The 16,040-nt window shown below is 71.7% G+C and carries 14 protein-coding genes; 8 read left to right on the top strand and 6 right to left on the bottom strand.

From position 1 onward, the window contains the following. The first annotated feature begins 60 nt into the window (after positions 1–60). From AB0D48_RS16145 to AB0D48_RS16180, 8 genes are all read left to right on the top strand, one after another. Positions 61–543, top strand: coding sequence for a hypothetical protein (locus AB0D48_RS16145; RefSeq protein WP_362396160.1), 483 nt, complete (start codon positions 61–63; stop codon positions 541–543). After that, the gene (locus AB0D48_RS16150; protein ID WP_362396163.1) at positions 492–1,133 is read left to right on the top strand and encodes a fatty acid desaturase; all 642 of its coding nucleotides are present in this window, start codon (positions 492–494) and stop codon (positions 1,131–1,133) included. Before AB0D48_RS16145 ends, AB0D48_RS16150 begins: the two co-directional genes overlap by 52 nt. Positions 1,134–1,241: 108 nt before the next feature. After that, positions 1,242–2,375 carry an inosamine-phosphate amidinotransferase 1 gene (locus AB0D48_RS16155; RefSeq protein ID WP_362396166.1) on the top strand — a complete coding sequence of 378 codons (1,134 nt, stop codon included), beginning with the start codon at positions 1,242–1,244 and terminating at the stop codon, positions 2,373–2,375. 69 nt (positions 2,376–2,444) lie between these two features. After that, positions 2,445–3,728, top strand: a complete 1,284-nt coding sequence (locus AB0D48_RS16160) for a hypothetical protein (protein ID WP_362396169.1) — start codon at positions 2,445–2,447, stop codon at positions 3,726–3,728. Further along, positions 3,725–4,588 carry a DUF3865 domain-containing protein gene (locus tag AB0D48_RS16165; RefSeq protein ID WP_362396172.1) on the top strand — a complete coding sequence of 288 codons (864 nt, stop codon included), beginning with the start codon at positions 3,725–3,727 and terminating at the stop codon, positions 4,586–4,588. Before AB0D48_RS16160 ends, AB0D48_RS16165 begins: the two co-directional genes overlap by 4 nt. Then, complete coding sequence (locus AB0D48_RS16170; RefSeq protein WP_362396175.1) at positions 4,588–5,001, top strand: GFA family protein; 414 nt, start codon at positions 4,588–4,590, stop codon at positions 4,999–5,001. Before AB0D48_RS16165 ends, AB0D48_RS16170 begins: the two co-directional genes overlap by 1 nt. A 128-nt stretch (positions 5,002–5,129) precedes the next feature. Beyond that, positions 5,130–6,002 (top strand): arginine deiminase family protein, encoded by an 873-nt coding sequence (locus AB0D48_RS16175; protein ID WP_362396178.1) that lies wholly within the window; start codon positions 5,130–5,132, stop codon positions 6,000–6,002. Positions 6,003–6,110: 108 nt separating this feature from the next. After that, the gene (locus tag AB0D48_RS16180) at positions 6,111–7,979 is read left to right on the top strand and encodes a cation:proton antiporter (RefSeq protein ID WP_362396181.1); all 1,869 of its coding nucleotides are present in this window, start codon (positions 6,111–6,113) and stop codon (positions 7,977–7,979) included. Positions 7,980–8,034: 55 nt separating this feature from the next. On the opposite strand, the gene AB0D48_RS16185 is transcribed toward AB0D48_RS16180, so the two are convergent. The 6 genes from AB0D48_RS16185 to AB0D48_RS16210 all read right to left on the bottom strand — a co-directional run bounded on the left by AB0D48_RS16185 (position 8,035) and on the right by AB0D48_RS16210 (position 16,034). Continuing rightward, positions 8,035–9,210, bottom strand: coding sequence for a transcriptional regulator (locus tag AB0D48_RS16185; protein WP_362396184.1), 1,176 nt, complete (start codon positions 9,208–9,210; stop codon positions 8,035–8,037). 422 nt (positions 9,211–9,632) lie between these two features. Further along, the gene (locus tag AB0D48_RS16190; protein ID WP_362396187.1) at positions 9,633–10,955 is read right to left on the bottom strand and encodes an MFS transporter; all 1,323 of its coding nucleotides are present in this window, start codon (positions 10,953–10,955) and stop codon (positions 9,633–9,635) included. A gap of 14 nt (positions 10,956–10,969) precedes the next feature. After that, the gene (locus AB0D48_RS16195) at positions 10,970–11,638 is read right to left on the bottom strand and encodes a helix-turn-helix domain-containing protein (RefSeq protein ID WP_362396190.1); all 669 of its coding nucleotides are present in this window, start codon (positions 11,636–11,638) and stop codon (positions 10,970–10,972) included. Further along, the gene (locus AB0D48_RS16200) at positions 11,638–13,458 is read right to left on the bottom strand and encodes a glycoside hydrolase family 15 protein (protein ID WP_362396193.1); all 1,821 of its coding nucleotides are present in this window, start codon (positions 13,456–13,458) and stop codon (positions 11,638–11,640) included. Before AB0D48_RS16200 ends, AB0D48_RS16195 begins: the two co-directional genes overlap by 1 nt. A gap of 258 nt (positions 13,459–13,716) precedes the next feature. Next, positions 13,717–14,829 (bottom strand): HAD family hydrolase, encoded by a 1,113-nt coding sequence (locus tag AB0D48_RS16205; RefSeq protein WP_362396196.1) that lies wholly within the window; start codon positions 14,827–14,829, stop codon positions 13,717–13,719. Then, positions 14,826–16,034: a cytochrome P450 gene (locus AB0D48_RS16210; protein ID WP_362396199.1), complete on the bottom strand. Its 1,209-nt coding sequence runs from the start codon at positions 16,032–16,034 to the stop codon at positions 14,826–14,828. Before AB0D48_RS16210 ends, AB0D48_RS16205 begins: the two co-directional genes overlap by 4 nt. Positions 16,035–16,040: the final 6 nt, after the last annotated feature.

Consider the following 16,040-nt stretch of genomic DNA (forward strand, 5'->3'; position numbering starts at 1 on the left):
CCACCGGCAGCGGTTCACGGAAGGCCAATGCCCAGTCCAGTGATGTCCCAAGGAGAGCAGATGGGCAGGACCAGCCGGTGGTCGGTACGCCGGCGCGAGAAGACACCGAGGCGCCCCCGGCACTCGACCGGCGCGTCCGGTCCGGTCCGGCAGGCGCTGGGGCCGGAGCTGATCGGCGAGCTGGAGAGCCTGTGCGGCGCTCCGAGTGTCGGGCTGCGGGACGTCGTGTGCGACGTCGGCGCGATCGTCATGGCGGCGCTCGTCGGCTCCCATTTCGGGCACGCCATCGGGCCGCTGCTCGCGGTGCTGTACATCGGGGTGCGCCAGCGGCACCTGTCGAACCTGGCGCACGAGTGCGTGCACGCGAAGCTGCTGGTCACGGCGCGCGGCAACCGTCGGGTGGGGTATCTGCTGACGGGGATGCTCGGCGAGGGGCTTCGGCCCTACCGGGTCACCCACGGGATGCGCAGCTGGGCACCGGAGCCGATCCGATGTTCCAGTCGTACCAGGCCGGGCGCCTTCACGCCGTCCGGGCGCCGATGAGGCGGACCGCCTTTGTGCTGCGGGTGATCGTCAAGGCCGCGCTGTGGCGGCTGCCGACGTCGGCGCTGCGGGTGCTGGTGACCCGTGGTCCGCGGGAGAGCCGGTGCGCGCCGGCCGCCCGCGCGGTGCTGTGGGCGGGCGTTGCCGCCGTGTGCTGGTCTTTCGGTGTTCTCGGCGACCTGCTGCTGTACTGGCTGGTCCCGCTGGTGTTCGTGCGGCCGGTGGTCACCTGGATCACCGATTTGGGCAACCACGCCGGGCTGATCGAGAACCGCGACGACGTGCTGCTGCAGACCCGCGGCTGGTCCTCGCACTGGCTCACCCGGCACCTGCTCGGCGGCCACCTCGACGACATGTTCCACCCGGTGCACCACTGGTGCCCCAAGATCCCCTGGCGGCGCCTGCCCGAGGCCACCGCCCTCCTCTCCGAGCGCCTGGAGCGCTGGGACGAGGTGCCGTGGTGCTCCGGCTACTTCTTCCGCCGCCGCTCCACCCCCGACGTGCCATGCGTGATCGAGGACGTCATCGCCCGCCTCACCTACCAGCCCGTGCCCCACCCGGTCGTGGCGTCCGAGCGCGCGGCTGCCTGACCGATCCCCTTCTTCCTGTCCACGACCGGCCCGCCGCAGTGCCGTCCGGGCGGCACCCCCTGTCCGCCCGGGCTGCGCCGGCACTCGCCGCCGAGGAGGCGGCCACCCATGACCCATTCCCAGCTCGTCCCGCCTGTCGCGGGCGTGCACAGCTTCGACGACTTCACCCGGTTGCGCGAGGTCGTCGTCGGCCGCGCCGACCACTACACCGAGCACGACGCCGACGACAGCTGGAGGCTGTTCTACTTCGAGAACGTCGCCCCCCACCTGGCCGACGGCCAGCGGCAACTGCCGGTCCCGCAGCAGATCGTCGACGAACTCAACGAGGACGTCGCCGCCTTCGCCGACGCCCTGGCCGGCTGCGGGGTGCACGTGCTGCGCCCCTCCGCCCCGGGCAAGGACATCCGGGTGTCCTCACCGTGGTGGAGCAGCGGCGCGACACCGCCGCTGAACGTCCGCGACAACGCGATCATCTTCGGGGAGACGATCGTGGAGACCGCACCGCACATCCGCGGCCGGATCTTCGAAAACGACCACCTCAAGCCCCACTTCACCCGCTACTTCGAGCAGGGCGCGAACTGGCTGTCCATGCCTCGCCCCGCGCTCGCCGCCGGCTCCCTCGACACCGCCTACTTCGTCCAGCAGGGCATCGACGTCACCGCGGCGACCGCCGGCGAGAACGCCCTGCCGATCGACGGCCTGGGCCTGGAGATGGTCTTCGATGGCGCGCAGTGCATCCGCCTGGGACGCGACGTGCTGGTCAACGTCGCCAACCACAACCACGAGCTCGCCTACCGGTGGCTGGCCCGTAACTTCCCCGGCCTGCGCCTGCACAGGCTGCCGGGGATCGCCGACAACCACATCGACTCCATCGTCAGCGTGCTGCGCCCGGGCCTGATGCTGCTGCGCTCCCCGCACTACCTGCAGTTCCTGCCGGAGGCGATGCGCGGCTGGGAGGCGATCTACCCGCCGCCGAGCACGGTCCCCGAGCCCGACTACGACGAGTTCGGGTTCGTGATCCCCACCGCGTCCCGGTACATCGACATCAACGTTCTGTCGGTCGACGAGAACACGGTGGTCGTCAACTCCCTCTACCCGGAACTGATCGAGGTGCTGGAGCAGCGCGGCTTCACCGTCGTCCGTGTTCAGCACCGGCACCGGCGCCTGTTCGGCGGCGGGCATCACTGCTTCACGCTCGACACCGTCCGCGACGGCGGCCTCGAGGACTACCTCTCCGCCTGACGCCCGGCCCACACCTGTTCCAGCCCGTCCGGCCGCACCGTACGGCCCGAACTGAAGGAGTATCCGGCCATGAGCAGCAGCACCGGAGCGTGGCCCCCGCCCCGCGCCTTCTGGACCGACACCCTGCCCGCGAAGACCGCTGGCATGACCTGCGCGTACCTGTTCAAGGGCGTCGTTCCCGCCTGGGCGGCGAACGCCGCCGCCGTCCTGGACGGCTTCGCCGCGATCCGCCGCGCCCGCGCCGCCGGGGTGGAGATCACCGCGAACGCCCGGGTGTACGTGGGCGAGGAGGAACGCCCGGACCTGGTGGACAAGGTGCTGGCCGCCGACGGCTGGCCGGAGGGCGGCTTTCCGGCGTGGATGCAGGAGCAGGTCGGCGCTGAGCGGTTCAGCCTGGTCCTCAACACCCTGGAGAGCGTCAGCCCGCCGCTGGCCGAGGGCCTGGGCGAGTTCGTCGGCGCGCTGATCGACGGGTGGGGTGTCCCGGCCGGCGGCGCCGAGCTGGTCGCCTTCGTCGGCAATTACAGCGGCACCGCGTTCGGCGTCCACGAGGGCTATGAGAACGCCTTCCTCACCCACTACGGGCCCGGGACCAAGGACTTCTACTGCTGGCCGGCCGAGGAGTACCGCAAGCTCACGGGCGGCAGCGATCCGCTGTACGGCGACTACACGTGGCTCCTGGAGCACGGCGAGCACTTCGCCTTGGAGCCCGGCGACGCGCTGTTCCTGCCTGAGCGCGTCTTCCACGTCGGCCGGCAGAGCGAGTTCTCCGTCTCCGTCGCCATCCCCCTCTACACCCTCCCCGACGCCGCGATCGCCCGGGCCTGGATCGCCCCCGACCTTCTCGGCACCGTGCTGGCCAGCGAGCCCGACACCGACGCCGGCAGCCCGTCCCTGATGCAGTCGCTCACCGCCGGCCCTGACGAGCTTGCGAGCCGCTTGAGCACGGTAACTGCCGCCGCGCTCACCGCCGCCGCCCAGCAGGCCCCGGCCGCCGCCCAGGCACACGCCCACCAGCGCTGGCACACCGTCCTCAGCAACGGCGGGTGGCAGCAGACCGAGAAGGACCTCGCCCGCGACGAAGCCGCCACGGCGTTCGCGGCCGCCGCACTCACGCCCGGCACGAGCGTCGCGGTCCGCGCCCCGTACCAGCTGATGGTCACCAACGATCAGGCGTTTCTCCGCGGCTGTGAGGCTCCGGCCGACCCCGCCGTCCTCCCCCCCGACCTGGTCGAGCGCCTCAACACCGGCCGGACCCTCCTGCCCGACGACCCGAAGGTGATCGCCGCGATCCGCACGCTCGGTGCGACCGGCGGCCTGACCGTCACCACCACGCCCGAGGAGACCGAGTGACCACCACCGCATCCGCGCCCACGCTCGACAGCGTGCGCGGCACCAGCCTCGTCGATGCGTACCTGAACGCGAACCCGGAGACGCGCGGCTACATCCACGCCACCCTCCAGGGCAACCGCGACAACGGCGACGACCTCGTCGACAAGCACCTCAAGCCCATGATCGACGCCATCTACCAGCAGATCCGCGCCCTGGTCGACCCCGACTCGCTCACCGAGACCCAGGCCCGCATGTACATCGCCGAACTCGCGGTCTTCGCCCGGCATAACGCCCAGTTCCTGCGCCTGGCCGCCGCGCAGGTCTACGGCTCCTGCCCCGCCCTCGGGCACGAGTTCGACCGCAACTTCCTGGAAGAGGGCGGCGAGCCCGGCAAGGTCCCCGCCCACTACATCCTCTACACCCGTGCGCTCCTCGCTGACCTCGGCCTGCTCGTCAACGGCCACGTCCCCGCCGACGAGACCGCCAAGCTGGTTCTCCAGCACCAGGTCCTGGTGAACTCCCACATGACCGGCCTCATCGCTGGCGGCTACTACGCCACCGAGGGAGTCGCCATCGCCGAGACCGAGATCCTGCGGGACATCACCGACCGGTACGGCGAGCTGACCATCGGGGCCAGCGGCGCGGCGCTGGAGAATCTGGATTACTACTACCGACTCCACCTCGATGAGGACCATGAGGCCGCGCAGGTCGGCGGCATGAGCGTGGAAGAGGCCCACGTCGAGGGCCTGGCCCGGTTCATCCGTCAGAGTGACGTCTTCCACCTGGAGCTGCCGCAGGCCCTGGAGGGCTTCCTGCAGATCTTCAAGGCGATGGCACACTGGTGGACCGAACTGGCCTACCGTGCAAGGGAATTGAACTGATGTCCGAGACTGCCGCCGTCACCGGCTCCGGCCCCGAGGCCCGCTCCGGCGGCTGCCTGTGCGGGAAGGTCCGCTTCACCGTCACAGGCCCGGTGGACGACCCGCACATCTGCGCCTGCAACCACTGCTCCACGCGCTCCGGCGCGCCGTTCCAGTGGTGGGTCGGGTTCCCGATGGCCGGGCTGGAGTGGACCGGCGCCGAGCCGACCTGGTTCGACACCCACCCCGGCAAGACCTCCCGCGGATTCTGCCCCGACTGCGGCACCCAGATCGCCGCCCGCGACCACGGCGACGACACGATCATCGGCATCCTCGCCCCCGCCCTCGATCACCACGACACCGACCAGGCCCTGGTCCCCACCAACCTGAACCGGCTCCCAGAGGCCGCACCCTGGCTCGCTCAGGCCGACTGACCCCGGACTCCTGCGGGGGCGGGCGCACCTGACAGCGCCCGCCCCCGCAGACACCCCGCCATGGGGCCGTGCCGGGACCGCCTCCACCCCGCCACCACCGCGCCCCGCACCGACACCCAGGAGGGCCCGTGCCCGCACGCACCCACGTCTCCACCGAGTACGGAACCCTCCGCCGCGTCGCCATGCGCCACGCCGGCAACTTCACCCGCCCCCTGGCAGGCCCCGACCTCCACCCGGTCCTCGCCCGCCAGCAGGCCACCAGCATCTGGGCCATCTACGACGACGCCGCCGTCCGCGCCCAGCAGGACCAGCTCATCTCCCTACTGCGCGAACGCGGGACCGACGTGGTCCTTCTCCCCCCGGCACCGGGCTGCTCCGCCCAGCACTACCCCCGCGACATCGCCTTCGCCGTCGACCACGTCCTGTTCCGGGCTCGGCTGAACTCCGCGCACCGCCTGCCCGAGAGCAACGCCCTCACCGACTCCGCACTCACCGTGCAACCCGCCGACCTCGCGCGTGGCACGATCGAGGGCGGCGACGTCCTGCTCCCCGACACGGGCCGCGTCCTCGTCGGCCTGAGCGAGGAGACCAGCCCCGACGGTGCGGCAGCCCTCCAGGAAGCCCTCACCCGACACGGCATCGACCGCGAGGTCGTCCCCGTCCACTTCGCGGTCAAGGGAATCGTCCACCTCGACGACCACCTCGCCGTAGTCGCGCCCGGCACCGCCCTCATCCACCGCGAGGTGTTCACCGCCGACCAAAACCGCTGGTTCGACGCCCACTTCGACGACCTCGTCCCGGTCACCGACGCCGAGGCCCGCGCGGTCCAGGTCAACGTCCTGGCCATCGCCCCCACGACGATCGTGGTCGCCGCCGGCAGCGAGCGGATCGCCGCCGCCCTGGCCGCCCGGGGGCTCGAAGTCCTGACCGTCGACTACGGCGAGGTCACCCGCATCCCCGGCTCCCTGCGCTGCACCACCCTGCCCCTGCTACGCACCTGACCCCCGCCCCCTTCCAGAGCTGCCCGCGCCCGGCTCGCCCATCCGGGCTGCCGGGCCGCTCGCGCACGCCCGCCAGCCCCTCGCCGCCGTCCCCGGAGGATCCCTGCGATGTCCAGCCCCCTCTCGCTCGTGCTCATCGCCGTCCCCGCCGTGGTGCTGGCCTGCCAGGGCGGCGGCTGGGCCGCCCGCCGCCTCGGCCAGCCGCCCGTCATCGGCGAGATAGCCGTGGGCATCCTCCTCGGCCCCTCCCTCCTCGGCTGGCTCGCCCCCGGCGTCCAGCACCTCCTGCTGCCACCCGCAGTCCTGCCCTACACCTCCGTACTCGGCAACCTCGCCCTTCTCGTCTTCCTCTTCCTCATCGACCTCGAACTCGACCTACGCTCCCTACGCGCAACCCGCCGCGCCGTCACCTCCGTCGCCGCCGGCAGCATCCTGCTGCCCCTCGCTCTCGGGACCCCACTCGCGCTGGCGATGTACCCGGCCCTCGCACCGCCCGGAGTGCAGCGCCTCCCGTTCGCCCTGTTCGTCGCCACGGCCCTGTCCATCACCGCCTTCCCCGTCCTCGCGCGGATCCTCACCGACAGGGGCCTGGCCACCACCCCTCTGGGCACCTTCGCGCTCGCGTGCGCCGCCGCCGACGACGCCCTTGCCTGGTGCCTGCTCATCGCCATCAGCTCCCTGGCCACCGCTGGCTCCCCGCTGGATGCGCTTACCGCCCTCGCCCTGGCCGCCGCACTCACCGCCGCGCTGGCGACGGCACGCCCCATCGTGAAGCGAATGCTGGAACGCGCCTCCCGCACCTCCGACGACCTGGTGACGGTGCTCCTGGTCGCCGGGCTGCTCCTGGCCGCGTGGGCCACCGACCGGATTGGCGTCCACCCCGCGATCGGCGCGTTCCTGGTCGGAGCGACCGTGCCGCGGGGGGTGCCGGCCGTCGAACGCAGCGCCGCCCGCCTCCAGGCGGTGGTTGTTCCGGTGCTGCTGCCGCTCTTCTTCGTCGACACCGGTCTGCACACCGACCTCGCTGCTCTCCCGGCCGGCCAGTGGGGCTGGGTCGCGCTCGTCCTGGCCGTCGCCGTGACGGGCAAGTGGGTCGGCGCAGCCGGGGCGGCCCGGCTCGCCGGCTGCGACTGGCGGTGGTCGGCGCTGCTGGGCACCCTGATGAACTGCCGCGGGATCACCGAAATCCTCGTCCTCGGCATCGGCCTCCAACTCGGCGTCATCTCCACGAACCTGTTCACGATCATGGTCCTCATGGCCGTCGTGACCACCGCCGCCACCGCGCCCCTGCTCGACCGCCTCACCCGCAACGCCCCCGACCTCACCACCCCGGCCGCCGCGGGCGTGCCGATCACCGCGCTACCCGAGGGCCCGGGGGCCGACCCGATGACCACCGTCCCCGCCGCACGGCCCGCTGCGGACAACGTCGAGACGGCGATCCGTACCCGGCGCAGCACCATCCGCCTCAACGCGCCCGCCCCCAGCCCGGACGAACTCCTCGACCTCCTGGCGGCCGCGGCCACCGCGCCCGACCACGGCCAGCTGCGTCCCTGGCGTCTGATCGCAATCTGCGGAGATGCCCGCGCCCGGCTCGGCGAAGCCGCCGCCGAGGCCGCCCCCACCGCCGACCTGGCCAAGAGGGTCACTGCCAAGCACCTGCGCGCGCCGCTGATGCTCGCCCTCGTCTTCCAGCCCCGCGACCACCCGACCATCCCGCGCTGGGAGCAACTGGCCGCGACGTCCGCGATGGCCACCACGTTCCTGCTGCTCCTTGGCGCCCGCGGCTGGGGCGGCGTCTGGTTCGGCGGGCCCTACCCGGACGCGCCGCAGGTCCGCAAGCACCTCGGGGTCGGCGACGGCGAGCAGCTGCTCGGCTACCTGTACGTCGGCACCCCCGTCCCCGGCGAGACGCCCCGGTCCCGCGCCTCTGCCGACGTCCGTTCCAAGCTCAGCTGGCTCGGTGATACCGACCGCTGACCCTCGCCCCGCCATCGATCCGACCGGTTCGCGCCGGGGTCCGGCCGGCCAGGGGTCAGAAGTCGTGGAGCGGGCCGCCAGCAGCGGCGTCGGCCAGGCGCCGCGCCAGGCGCCGGCTCTTGAGGTGCTGAGCGGCCGTCTTCGCCTTCGCCAGCGACTCCTCCCACTCCGCCAAGTCGCCGCGAAGCCGGGCCAGCTCCGCACTGGTGATCAGCAACTCCACGCTGTCGCGCGTTCGTTCCGGCGGCAGGCCCATCGCGACCTTCAGAGCCTGCGCGCCGTCCTCGGCCAGCCCGGCCATCGCTAGCGCCCACGCGGCCTGCCCCTCCAGCTCCGGACGGTCCAGCCACGCCAGCCACCTGGGGTCCGACCCGTTCCCGGCCCGGTCGAACGCGGTACGCGCCCGCTCCACCGCCGTCCGGCACTTCGCACTGTCACCGTTGTAGGCCCACGCCCTCGCCTCCGTCACCGCGACATATGCCCGCACCAGCGCGGGCGACCCGGTCGCCGCGACCACCGCGCTGCGGGCATGGGTGAGCACTTCTCGGCCGTCGCCCCTTACCGCCGCCAGCCGGGCCTGGTGAATACAGCCGCGCGCCAGCCGACCGCGATCCCCGATTGCCTGCGCCAGCCGCATCGCCTGCAGGTCGTAGCGCTGAGCCAGGCCCGGCAGCTGGTCGTCGTAGGCCATGCTCGCCAGGGCGAGCACTGCGTCGGCGACGCTGCCGTACAGCAGCCGGCCACGCCCGGCGTTGAACCCTCCTTCGAGCAGCGGCACAGCGTGGGCGGCGAGGAAGGCGGCGAAGACGGAGCGGAACTGCCCGCCTCCGTGCCGGGCGTCCGTCCTGCCGTACAGGTCGGTATGCGCCTCCAGGAGCTCGACGTCCGCCACGGTCACCCGCCGCTGTCCGCGCCCGGCGATCTCCGTGTCGGGCAGCATGACAAGCGCCTCGACCGCGGAGGGCGTCGCGGCGAACGGCATCCTCCGCACCGCTGCACTCCTGGGCACGGCGTCCATCTGCCACAGCCGCCGCAGCATCCGCACCGCGTGCCTCAGGTCGCCGTACTGGAGCGCCTGCTCGGCGACATCCATGTCCTCGGACGGCCACCCCAGGCTTTCAGGGGTCACCTGACGCTTACACGCCTGGGCCAGGACGAAGCACGCCGCAGCCGCCAGCTCCGGCCCCGGCTGCGCCCCTGCGCACCATCGCGACACCGTGCTCGTACTCACGGACCGAGGATGGCCGGTGGCTGCGCAGCGCTCGCGGATCCTCTTGGCGAAGCCCGACATCGACCACTGGAGCTCATCCAGCACGATCCGCTCGAGGTCATCGTTCCTTTGCGAGGCGCCGCGCATCGACGCCGCCGCGCTCACGCGACTGCCGCCCGGGTCTGGGTGCCTGTCAACTCAGGCACGCTGGCCCGGGCCAGCGCCAGCGACATCCCGCCACGGCTCCCCGGAGCCGCGCCCTGTCTCCTCGGTCGGGCGTTCGCTGTCGTGCGTCTGCGCCTCCCGGGAGGGCGAGGCGGCGGTGTCCTCGGTGTACGGAGGGCGATTCATGGGGTCCGATCTGTAGTTCGGCATGCGAGCTACGCGGGGGAAGCGGCTGGAGCGCCCACGGACGCACGGCGTTCCCTCCGGTGGCCGGGACGTCACTGCAGCCCTGAGCCAGTGGCGGGCATGGTGGCGAGGTGGCGTACGGGGGAGGCCCACAGGGCGAAGGCGGTAACCGCGAGGACGAGGGTGCCGACGAGCAGGGTGGCCCACACCCCGACCACGGCGGCAAGGGCGCCTGCGGCGAGGGCGGCGAGGGGCCGGCTGCCGGCGACGAGCCAGGTCGAGGTCTGCTGAGTACGGGCTTGGAGGGGCGGCGGACAGATCTGCTGGCGTACGGTCCGCACGGTGGCCGTCGCACAGGCGGCCGCCGCGAGCTGGAGCGTTCCGGCCGCAGACAAGACGGCCAGCCACCGTGGTCCCGGGCCCGCCAGGAGGAGCGGAACTTCCATCAGGGGGTAAACCGCGACACTGGCGATCAGCACCGTCCCGGGCCCGAACCGGCCGACCACACGGGGAGATACGAGCGCTCCGCCGAGGTATCCGGCCCCGGACATGCCCATGATTACACCGAGGCCGGTGGAACCGGTCTGGACGATGCTCAGCAGGTACCAGCCCGAGAACACTGCGATCACGCCTGCGCCGACGCCGGTCCCCCCAAGGGACAAAGCCAGAGGCCGCAGCACAGGATCGCGGGCGACGTACAACATCCCCTCCCACACCTCGGCGGCCAGCCTCGTACGCCGCTCCCGCACGGGAGGTGAGGGGTGGCGGGGTATCCGGCTCGTGCTCCACGCGGAGACCAGGTAGGAGACGCAGTCCAGTGCGAACGCCCGGGCGGCCCCGGTGAGGCCGACGACAGCGGTGCCCAGGTACGTGCCCGCGGTCGAGGCGGCGCCGAGGAATGCTTCCTGACGTGAGATGGCCTGATGGAGCAGGGCGGGAGCCACGAGCTGCGGCAGGATGGCGCTGGCCGCGGCCTGGTGGAGCACGGTGACGGTCCCCAGGAGTATCGCGACGACGTACAGCAGCGGCATGGACAACGTCCCGGCCGCCGCGGTGGCCGGGACGGCCGCCACCAGGCCGGCCGCCGCGAGGTCGGTGGCGATCAGGAGGGGCTTGGGCGGGTAGCGGTCGGCGAGCGCTCCGGCGGGCAAGGTCATCACGAAATTGGGGGCTTGCGCCAGCAGATACAGGTGTGCGACCTGCGCCGGGGTGGCTTGGAGGTGGAGGACTGCGAGTACAGGCAGAGCCACCGCGTGCACGCTAGTCCCGATCCGGCTTGCGGCGTCGCCCACCAGGTAGGTGCCGAACGTCTCTCCGCGCAGCGAGGATCTCAAGAGCGGCCCGCCGGGACCCGCGACCTTGGTGGGCGGATCGGTGACCAGGCGCCGCCCGTCGGGGCGCGGAAGAGGTGACATCCCGATTTTCCCGCTCACGCCTGGGCCCAGCCACGGGTGTGTGCACCGCCGCGGCCGCGCAGAGGGATTTCCGCATCGGTGAGGAACCGGTAGATCGTGCCGTAGGCACGCCCCGTTTCCTGCGTGATCTGCCTGATGGAACCCTGGCGTTCGTCGGTGAAGGAGCTGAAGTCGGTCTGGGACATGGCGACGAGTCCTGAGCTCTCACCTTGGGCGATCCGGTCGAGGGCGAGGCTCAGCGCGGGGCACAGGGCGAGATCGGTGGTCGGGCCGGTGGTGTCGACGAACGTCTGGCCGATGGTCCATCCCCGATCCTCGGCAGCCTTCGCGGCATACGCCGTCCGGGGGCCGGGGTCACGACCGGGCACGCCGAGTACGTAGATGTCCACGCACGGAGGTTCTTCGGCCGCCTGGGTCAGGGCCGTGAGCTGCGCGATGCGCTGGTCGCGCAGCGCCTTCGCGCCGGCCACCGGGGCGTGGATCTGTCGCACCACGACGCCGCGCCGGGGGGCCGCCTGCCTCATCGCCTGTTCCTGAAGTGCGCTGCGAGGCTCTCCCCGGTGTGAAACCCGGCTGTCCTCCGAACGGCCGCCCGCTCCTGGTACGCGGCCGGCGTTCACCAGCGGCAGTGCCGAGGCGAACAAGTACAGGGCGTAGAGGACTTCGGTCAGCGTGCCGGGCATCACAGGGACCTCCCCGCTGTGTCCTGGGATGTGAGTCGGAGAATCGAGTCGCACATCGCAACGTGGCTGAAGGCCTGTGGGAAGTTCCCGACCAGGCGCTGCCGGGCGGGGTCCCACTCTTCGGCCAGGAGCCCCAGGCCGTTGCTGAGGGCTAGCAGCTTCTCCAGGAGGGTACGGGCCTCGTCCGCGCGTCCGATCATGGCGAGCGCGTCGACGAGCCAGAACGAGCAGGCGAGGAACGCTCCTTCGTCGCCGTCCAGTCCGTCTACTCCCACCGCGGAGCCAGCCGTGGGGTAGCGCAGGAGGAAGCCGTCGGGGGTGGACAGCTCCCGCTGTACGGCCCGGATCGTGCCGATGACCCGCGGGTCGGTGGGAGGGAGGAATCCCGTCTGGGGCAGGAGGAGCAGCGAGGCGTCCAGTTCCGGCGATCCGTAGGACTGGGTGAACGTGCCCCGTACGGAGTCGAAGCCCTTCTCGCAGACCTGGGCGTGGATGGCGTCGCGTAACTCCCGCCAGCGGTCCAGGATGCCGGGCTCGACGGTGGCACCGCCGGACTCGACGAGTGTGATGGTGCGGTCCACGGCGGCCCAGGCCATGATCTTGGAGTGGACGAAGTGGCGGCGCGGGCCGCGAACCTCCCAGATACCCTCGTCCGGCTGGTCCCAGACCCTCTCCAGGTACTCGACCAGCTTCACCTGGAGGTGGGCCGCACTCTCGCCCGGACCCAAGCCGGCCTCCCTCGCCGCGTGCAGGGTCATGGCGACCTCGCCATACACGTCGAGCTGGAGCTGGTGGGCGGCCCCGTTCCCGACCCGGACCGGACGTGAACCCTCGTAGCCGGGCAGCCAGTCGAGCTCGATCTCGCCGAGCGACCGTTCGCCCGCGATGCCGTACATGATCTGCAGGTTCTCCGGGTCGCCGGCCACAGCGCGAACCAGCCAGGCGCACCAGGCGCGGGCCTCGTCACGGTACCCGGTGCGCAGCAGCGAGGACAGGGTGATCGCGGCGTCGCGCAGCCAGGTGTAGCGGTAGTCCCAGTTGCGGCTCCCGCCGATCTCTTCCGGCAAGGAGGTGGTGGGCGCGGCGACGATCCCGCCGGTGGGCGCGTACGTGAGGGCTTTGAGGGTGATCAAGGAGCGCAGGAGGGCATCGTGGTAGGGGCCGTTGTAGGTGCAGTTGGCGCTCCACTGTGACCAGTACTTCTCCGTCGTCTCCAGGACGCTAGCGACTTCGGGGACCGGGGGCGGCGCTTGGTGGGAGGGCTGCCAGCTGATCACGAAGGCGACGCGCTCGCCAGCGCGGACGGTGAAGTCCGCGTAGGTCGTCTCCTCCTGCCCGTACGTCGGAACGGTGGCATCGAGCCACAGGGAGTCAGGTCCGGCGACCGCGTGGAGGCGGCCGTCGGCCGTGGTGGTGACCCACGGGACGATGCGCCCGTACCCGAACCGCATCCGCAGGGTGCTGCGCATGGAGACCATGCCGGTGGTGCCCTCGACGACGCGGATGATCTGCGGGGCGCCGTCACGCGGCGGCATGAAGTCGGTGACGCGGACCTGCCCGGTGGGGGTGTCCCATTCGGACTCCAGGATCAGGGTGCCGGGCAGGTAGCGGCGCCGGGCGGCCGCCGGTGCCCGCCGGTGGCCCGGGTGGGCGGGACCGATGCACCAGAAGCCGTGTTCCTCGGTTCCCAGGAGGTGCGCGAAGACGGCGTCAGAGTCGAAGCGCGGCAGGCACAACGAGTCGATGGATCCGTCGCGGCTGACCAGCGCCGCGGTCTGCATGTCGCCGATCAGGGCGTAGTCCTCGATACGCGCAGGCATAGGGGGTGTCCTTTTGCGAGCGCCGACCGGCCCGGGAGGGCCGGGTCGACGTGGATGAGCGGTGGGATGGCGATGCGGCGGGGCCGCAAGCAGTCTTGCGGGCAGGGCGGCGCCCGGAGCGGGCGGAGGGCAGGTCAGCGAGGCATCTCGGAGGCGACGACGAACACCGCCAAGAACAACATGAACGTGGCGATCCGCCACCAGTTCAGCGTGGAGATACGCCGGTCGGCAGAGGCACGGGGCGGCGGCCGCCGCCCGTTACGCCGCGGCCGGCAGCGGGGCATCGGAGTGCTCGCGGAGCACCTCGACTGCGTCAAGGACGGTCTGGACGGTGTGGTCGGGCACCGCCGAGCCGGACGACCGCTCCCGGCCGCCGGAGACCCACACCGTGTGGAGCCCGGCCCGGCTGCCACCCGCCACGTCCGCGCCGAGATCATCACCGACCATGAAGCCGGAGCTCGCGCCCAGGGCATCGAGGGCGATGCGGTACAGGCCCCGGTCCGGCTTGCGAATCCCGTACTCCCCTGAAATCACGACGGTTTCGAAAAGTCCGTCGAGGCGCGCGGAGCGCAGCTTGAGACGCTGCGCGGACGGGTCGCCGTTGGTGATCACGCCCAGGCGCCATCCGTCCTCGCGCAGCGACCGGATCGCCGTGCAGACCTGTGGACGGTGGGGGACGAGCTCGGCGGCCCGATGCCGGTACTGGGCGTGGAGGCTGACGATGGATGTCTTGATCTTGTGCGTGTCCTTCAGGTCGGCGAAGAACTGGTCCCTCTGGCCGGCGCAGCGCACCTCGGCGTCCTCCACCTCCTTCAGCGTGATGCCGTAGCGGGCGGCGAACTCGACGGCCCACCGGCAGAAGCTCGTGCGGTGGTCGGTAAGAGTGGCGTCCAGGTCGAAGAAGGCGATCTTGTGCGATGGCATGGCGTGCGGCTCCAGGGGGCGGACATGAGGAGGCGTGGAGGCCGGGTCGTCGTCTCGGTGGCTCCGGATCGCGATGTCGGTGAGAACGGCGTGAAGGAGGAGGGGAGCGGTGTAAATCGGGCCGCGGCTCCAGCGGATCCATCCCGCAGCGGCATTCGGCTGGGGTGCGGGCGGCAGGGTGAGCGTGGAGCCAGCGCCGACGTAGCGAGCCGGCGCGGGCCAGGTCGGATCTCCGGACTCCTCGGGGAGAAAGAACCCCCAGTAGCCGTGGTGGGCGAAGACCGTGCCGACCGCGTGCACGCCCACGGCGTCCAAGCGGGCGACAGCTTCACGTGCGTGGCTCCGGTCGACGAGTACGACGTCGAAACCGTCCAGGCGTACCGGCCTGGGCCCGGCCAGAGTGAGTGTGTCCGCCAGGAGGGCGGCCCCACCGTCGGGGAACTTCATCGAGGACCCTCCGAAGGGGATGCGAGAGCCGGACGGCGTGGCCTGTTGCGCCATCCGACGGTGCTGATGGCAATGGGCGCTGCCGTGAAGCCGCGCAGGATGTGGCTCTGGGCGCGGGCGGGTGTTCCGGCCGGGGCCAGGGTGGTGCAGCCGTCGGCGAGCGCCCGCAGCAGCGCGCGGGCCTGCATGAGCGTGAGGTGGCTGCCCGGGCATCCATGTGTTCCGGCGCCGAGAGAGAGGTGCTTGTCGGCTCCGGGCCGCCGCAGGTTGTAGACGTCAGCAGTCAGCCCCCACCTGCGGGGGTCACGGCCGGCTGAGCCGATCAGCAGCCACACCCGCTCACCGGCCTGCAGCCGGACGCCGTCGAGGTCTACCGCCTCCATGACGAACCGGCCGAGTCCCTGGATCGGGGCATGGAGCCGCACTGCCTCGTGGAAGGCGGCCTCCGCACGCGCCCGGTCCTCGCGGGGCTGGGACCACTGCTCCGGGTGATGGGCGAGCTGGACGATCGTCCCGGCCAGCCCGAGGACCGTCGCGTCGATGCCGGCGGTCGCGTACGCGGCGGCGAGCGGTATCGCCTCGTGCTCGTCGAGCTTCCCGGCGTCGACGGCCTGGAAGATGGTGTCCATCCACGACCCGCCTTGCACGCGGCTGCGGCTAACGGCTTTGGCGAGGAACTCGATCATCACCCCTGCTGCCGGCGGTCCCAGCAGGTCGGGGACGGTGAAGGCCGCTGTCAGCGCGTTCAGCACGGGCACGCGGGTGCTGTCAGGAAGACCCATCAGGTTCATCACCGTGCTGGTGGCCATCTCCCGGGCCAGCACTACGGCGTCGAGCCCGCCGCTGGGGGTGTGCTCTGCGACCAGCCGCCGCGCGCTCTCCTCCAACTGTCCTTGCAGGCGGGCGACCGCTCTGGGAGCAAGCCGGTGCGCCAGGACCCGGCGAAGCCGTGCGTGCTGCTCACCGTCGAACGGCAGGATCGTCCCGGCCAGGGGGGTGAGGGCACGTTGGCCCTCCGCGCCGAAGACTCCGGAGGCGCCCAGGACGGAGCGCACCTCGCCGTAGCCGGGGATCGCCCACACGCCGTGGCGCTCGAGGTAGACCGCCGGCCCCATGCGGCGCATCGCCTCGTACACCGGGTACGGGTCCTCAAGGACCCGCCCGTCGAGGAAGTCGAGGGAGGAGGTCGGGGCGCTCGCAGGCATAGGGGT

This window comes from Streptomyces sp. NPDC048269, from assembly GCF_040652395.1.
Classification (GTDB): Bacteria; Actinomycetota; Actinomycetes; order Streptomycetales; family Streptomycetaceae; genus Streptomyces.

Coding starts and splice junctions, on each gene's coding strand:
- AB0D48_RS16145 (WP_362396160.1), top strand. CDS start 61: ATGGGCAGGACCAGCCGGTGGTCGGTACGCCGGCGCGAGAAGACACCG.
- AB0D48_RS16150 (WP_362396163.1), top strand. CDS start 492: ATGTTCCAGTCGTACCAGGCCGGGCGCCTTCACGCCGTCCGGGCGCCG.
- AB0D48_RS16155 (WP_362396166.1), top strand. CDS start 1,242: ATGACCCATTCCCAGCTCGTCCCGCCTGTCGCGGGCGTGCACAGCTTC.
- AB0D48_RS16160 (WP_362396169.1), top strand. CDS start 2,445: ATGAGCAGCAGCACCGGAGCGTGGCCCCCGCCCCGCGCCTTCTGGACC.
- AB0D48_RS16170 (WP_362396175.1), top strand. CDS start 4,588: ATGTCCGAGACTGCCGCCGTCACCGGCTCCGGCCCCGAGGCCCGCTCC.
- AB0D48_RS16180 (WP_362396181.1), top strand. CDS start 6,111: ATGTCCAGCCCCCTCTCGCTCGTGCTCATCGCCGTCCCCGCCGTGGTG.
- AB0D48_RS16190 (WP_362396187.1), bottom strand. CDS start 10,955: ATGTCACCTCTTCCGCGCCCCGACGGGCGGCGCCTGGTCACCGATCCG.
- AB0D48_RS16195 (WP_362396190.1), bottom strand. CDS start 11,638: ATGCCCGGCACGCTGACCGAAGTCCTCTACGCCCTGTACTTGTTCGCC.
- AB0D48_RS16200 (WP_362396193.1), bottom strand. CDS start 13,458: ATGCCTGCGCGTATCGAGGACTACGCCCTGATCGGCGACATGCAGACC.
- AB0D48_RS16205 (WP_362396196.1), bottom strand. CDS start 14,829: ATGAAGTTCCCCGACGGTGGGGCCGCCCTCCTGGCGGACACACTCACT.
- AB0D48_RS16210 (WP_362396199.1), bottom strand. CDS start 16,034: ATGCCTGCGAGCGCCCCGACCTCCTCCCTCGACTTCCTCGACGGGCGG.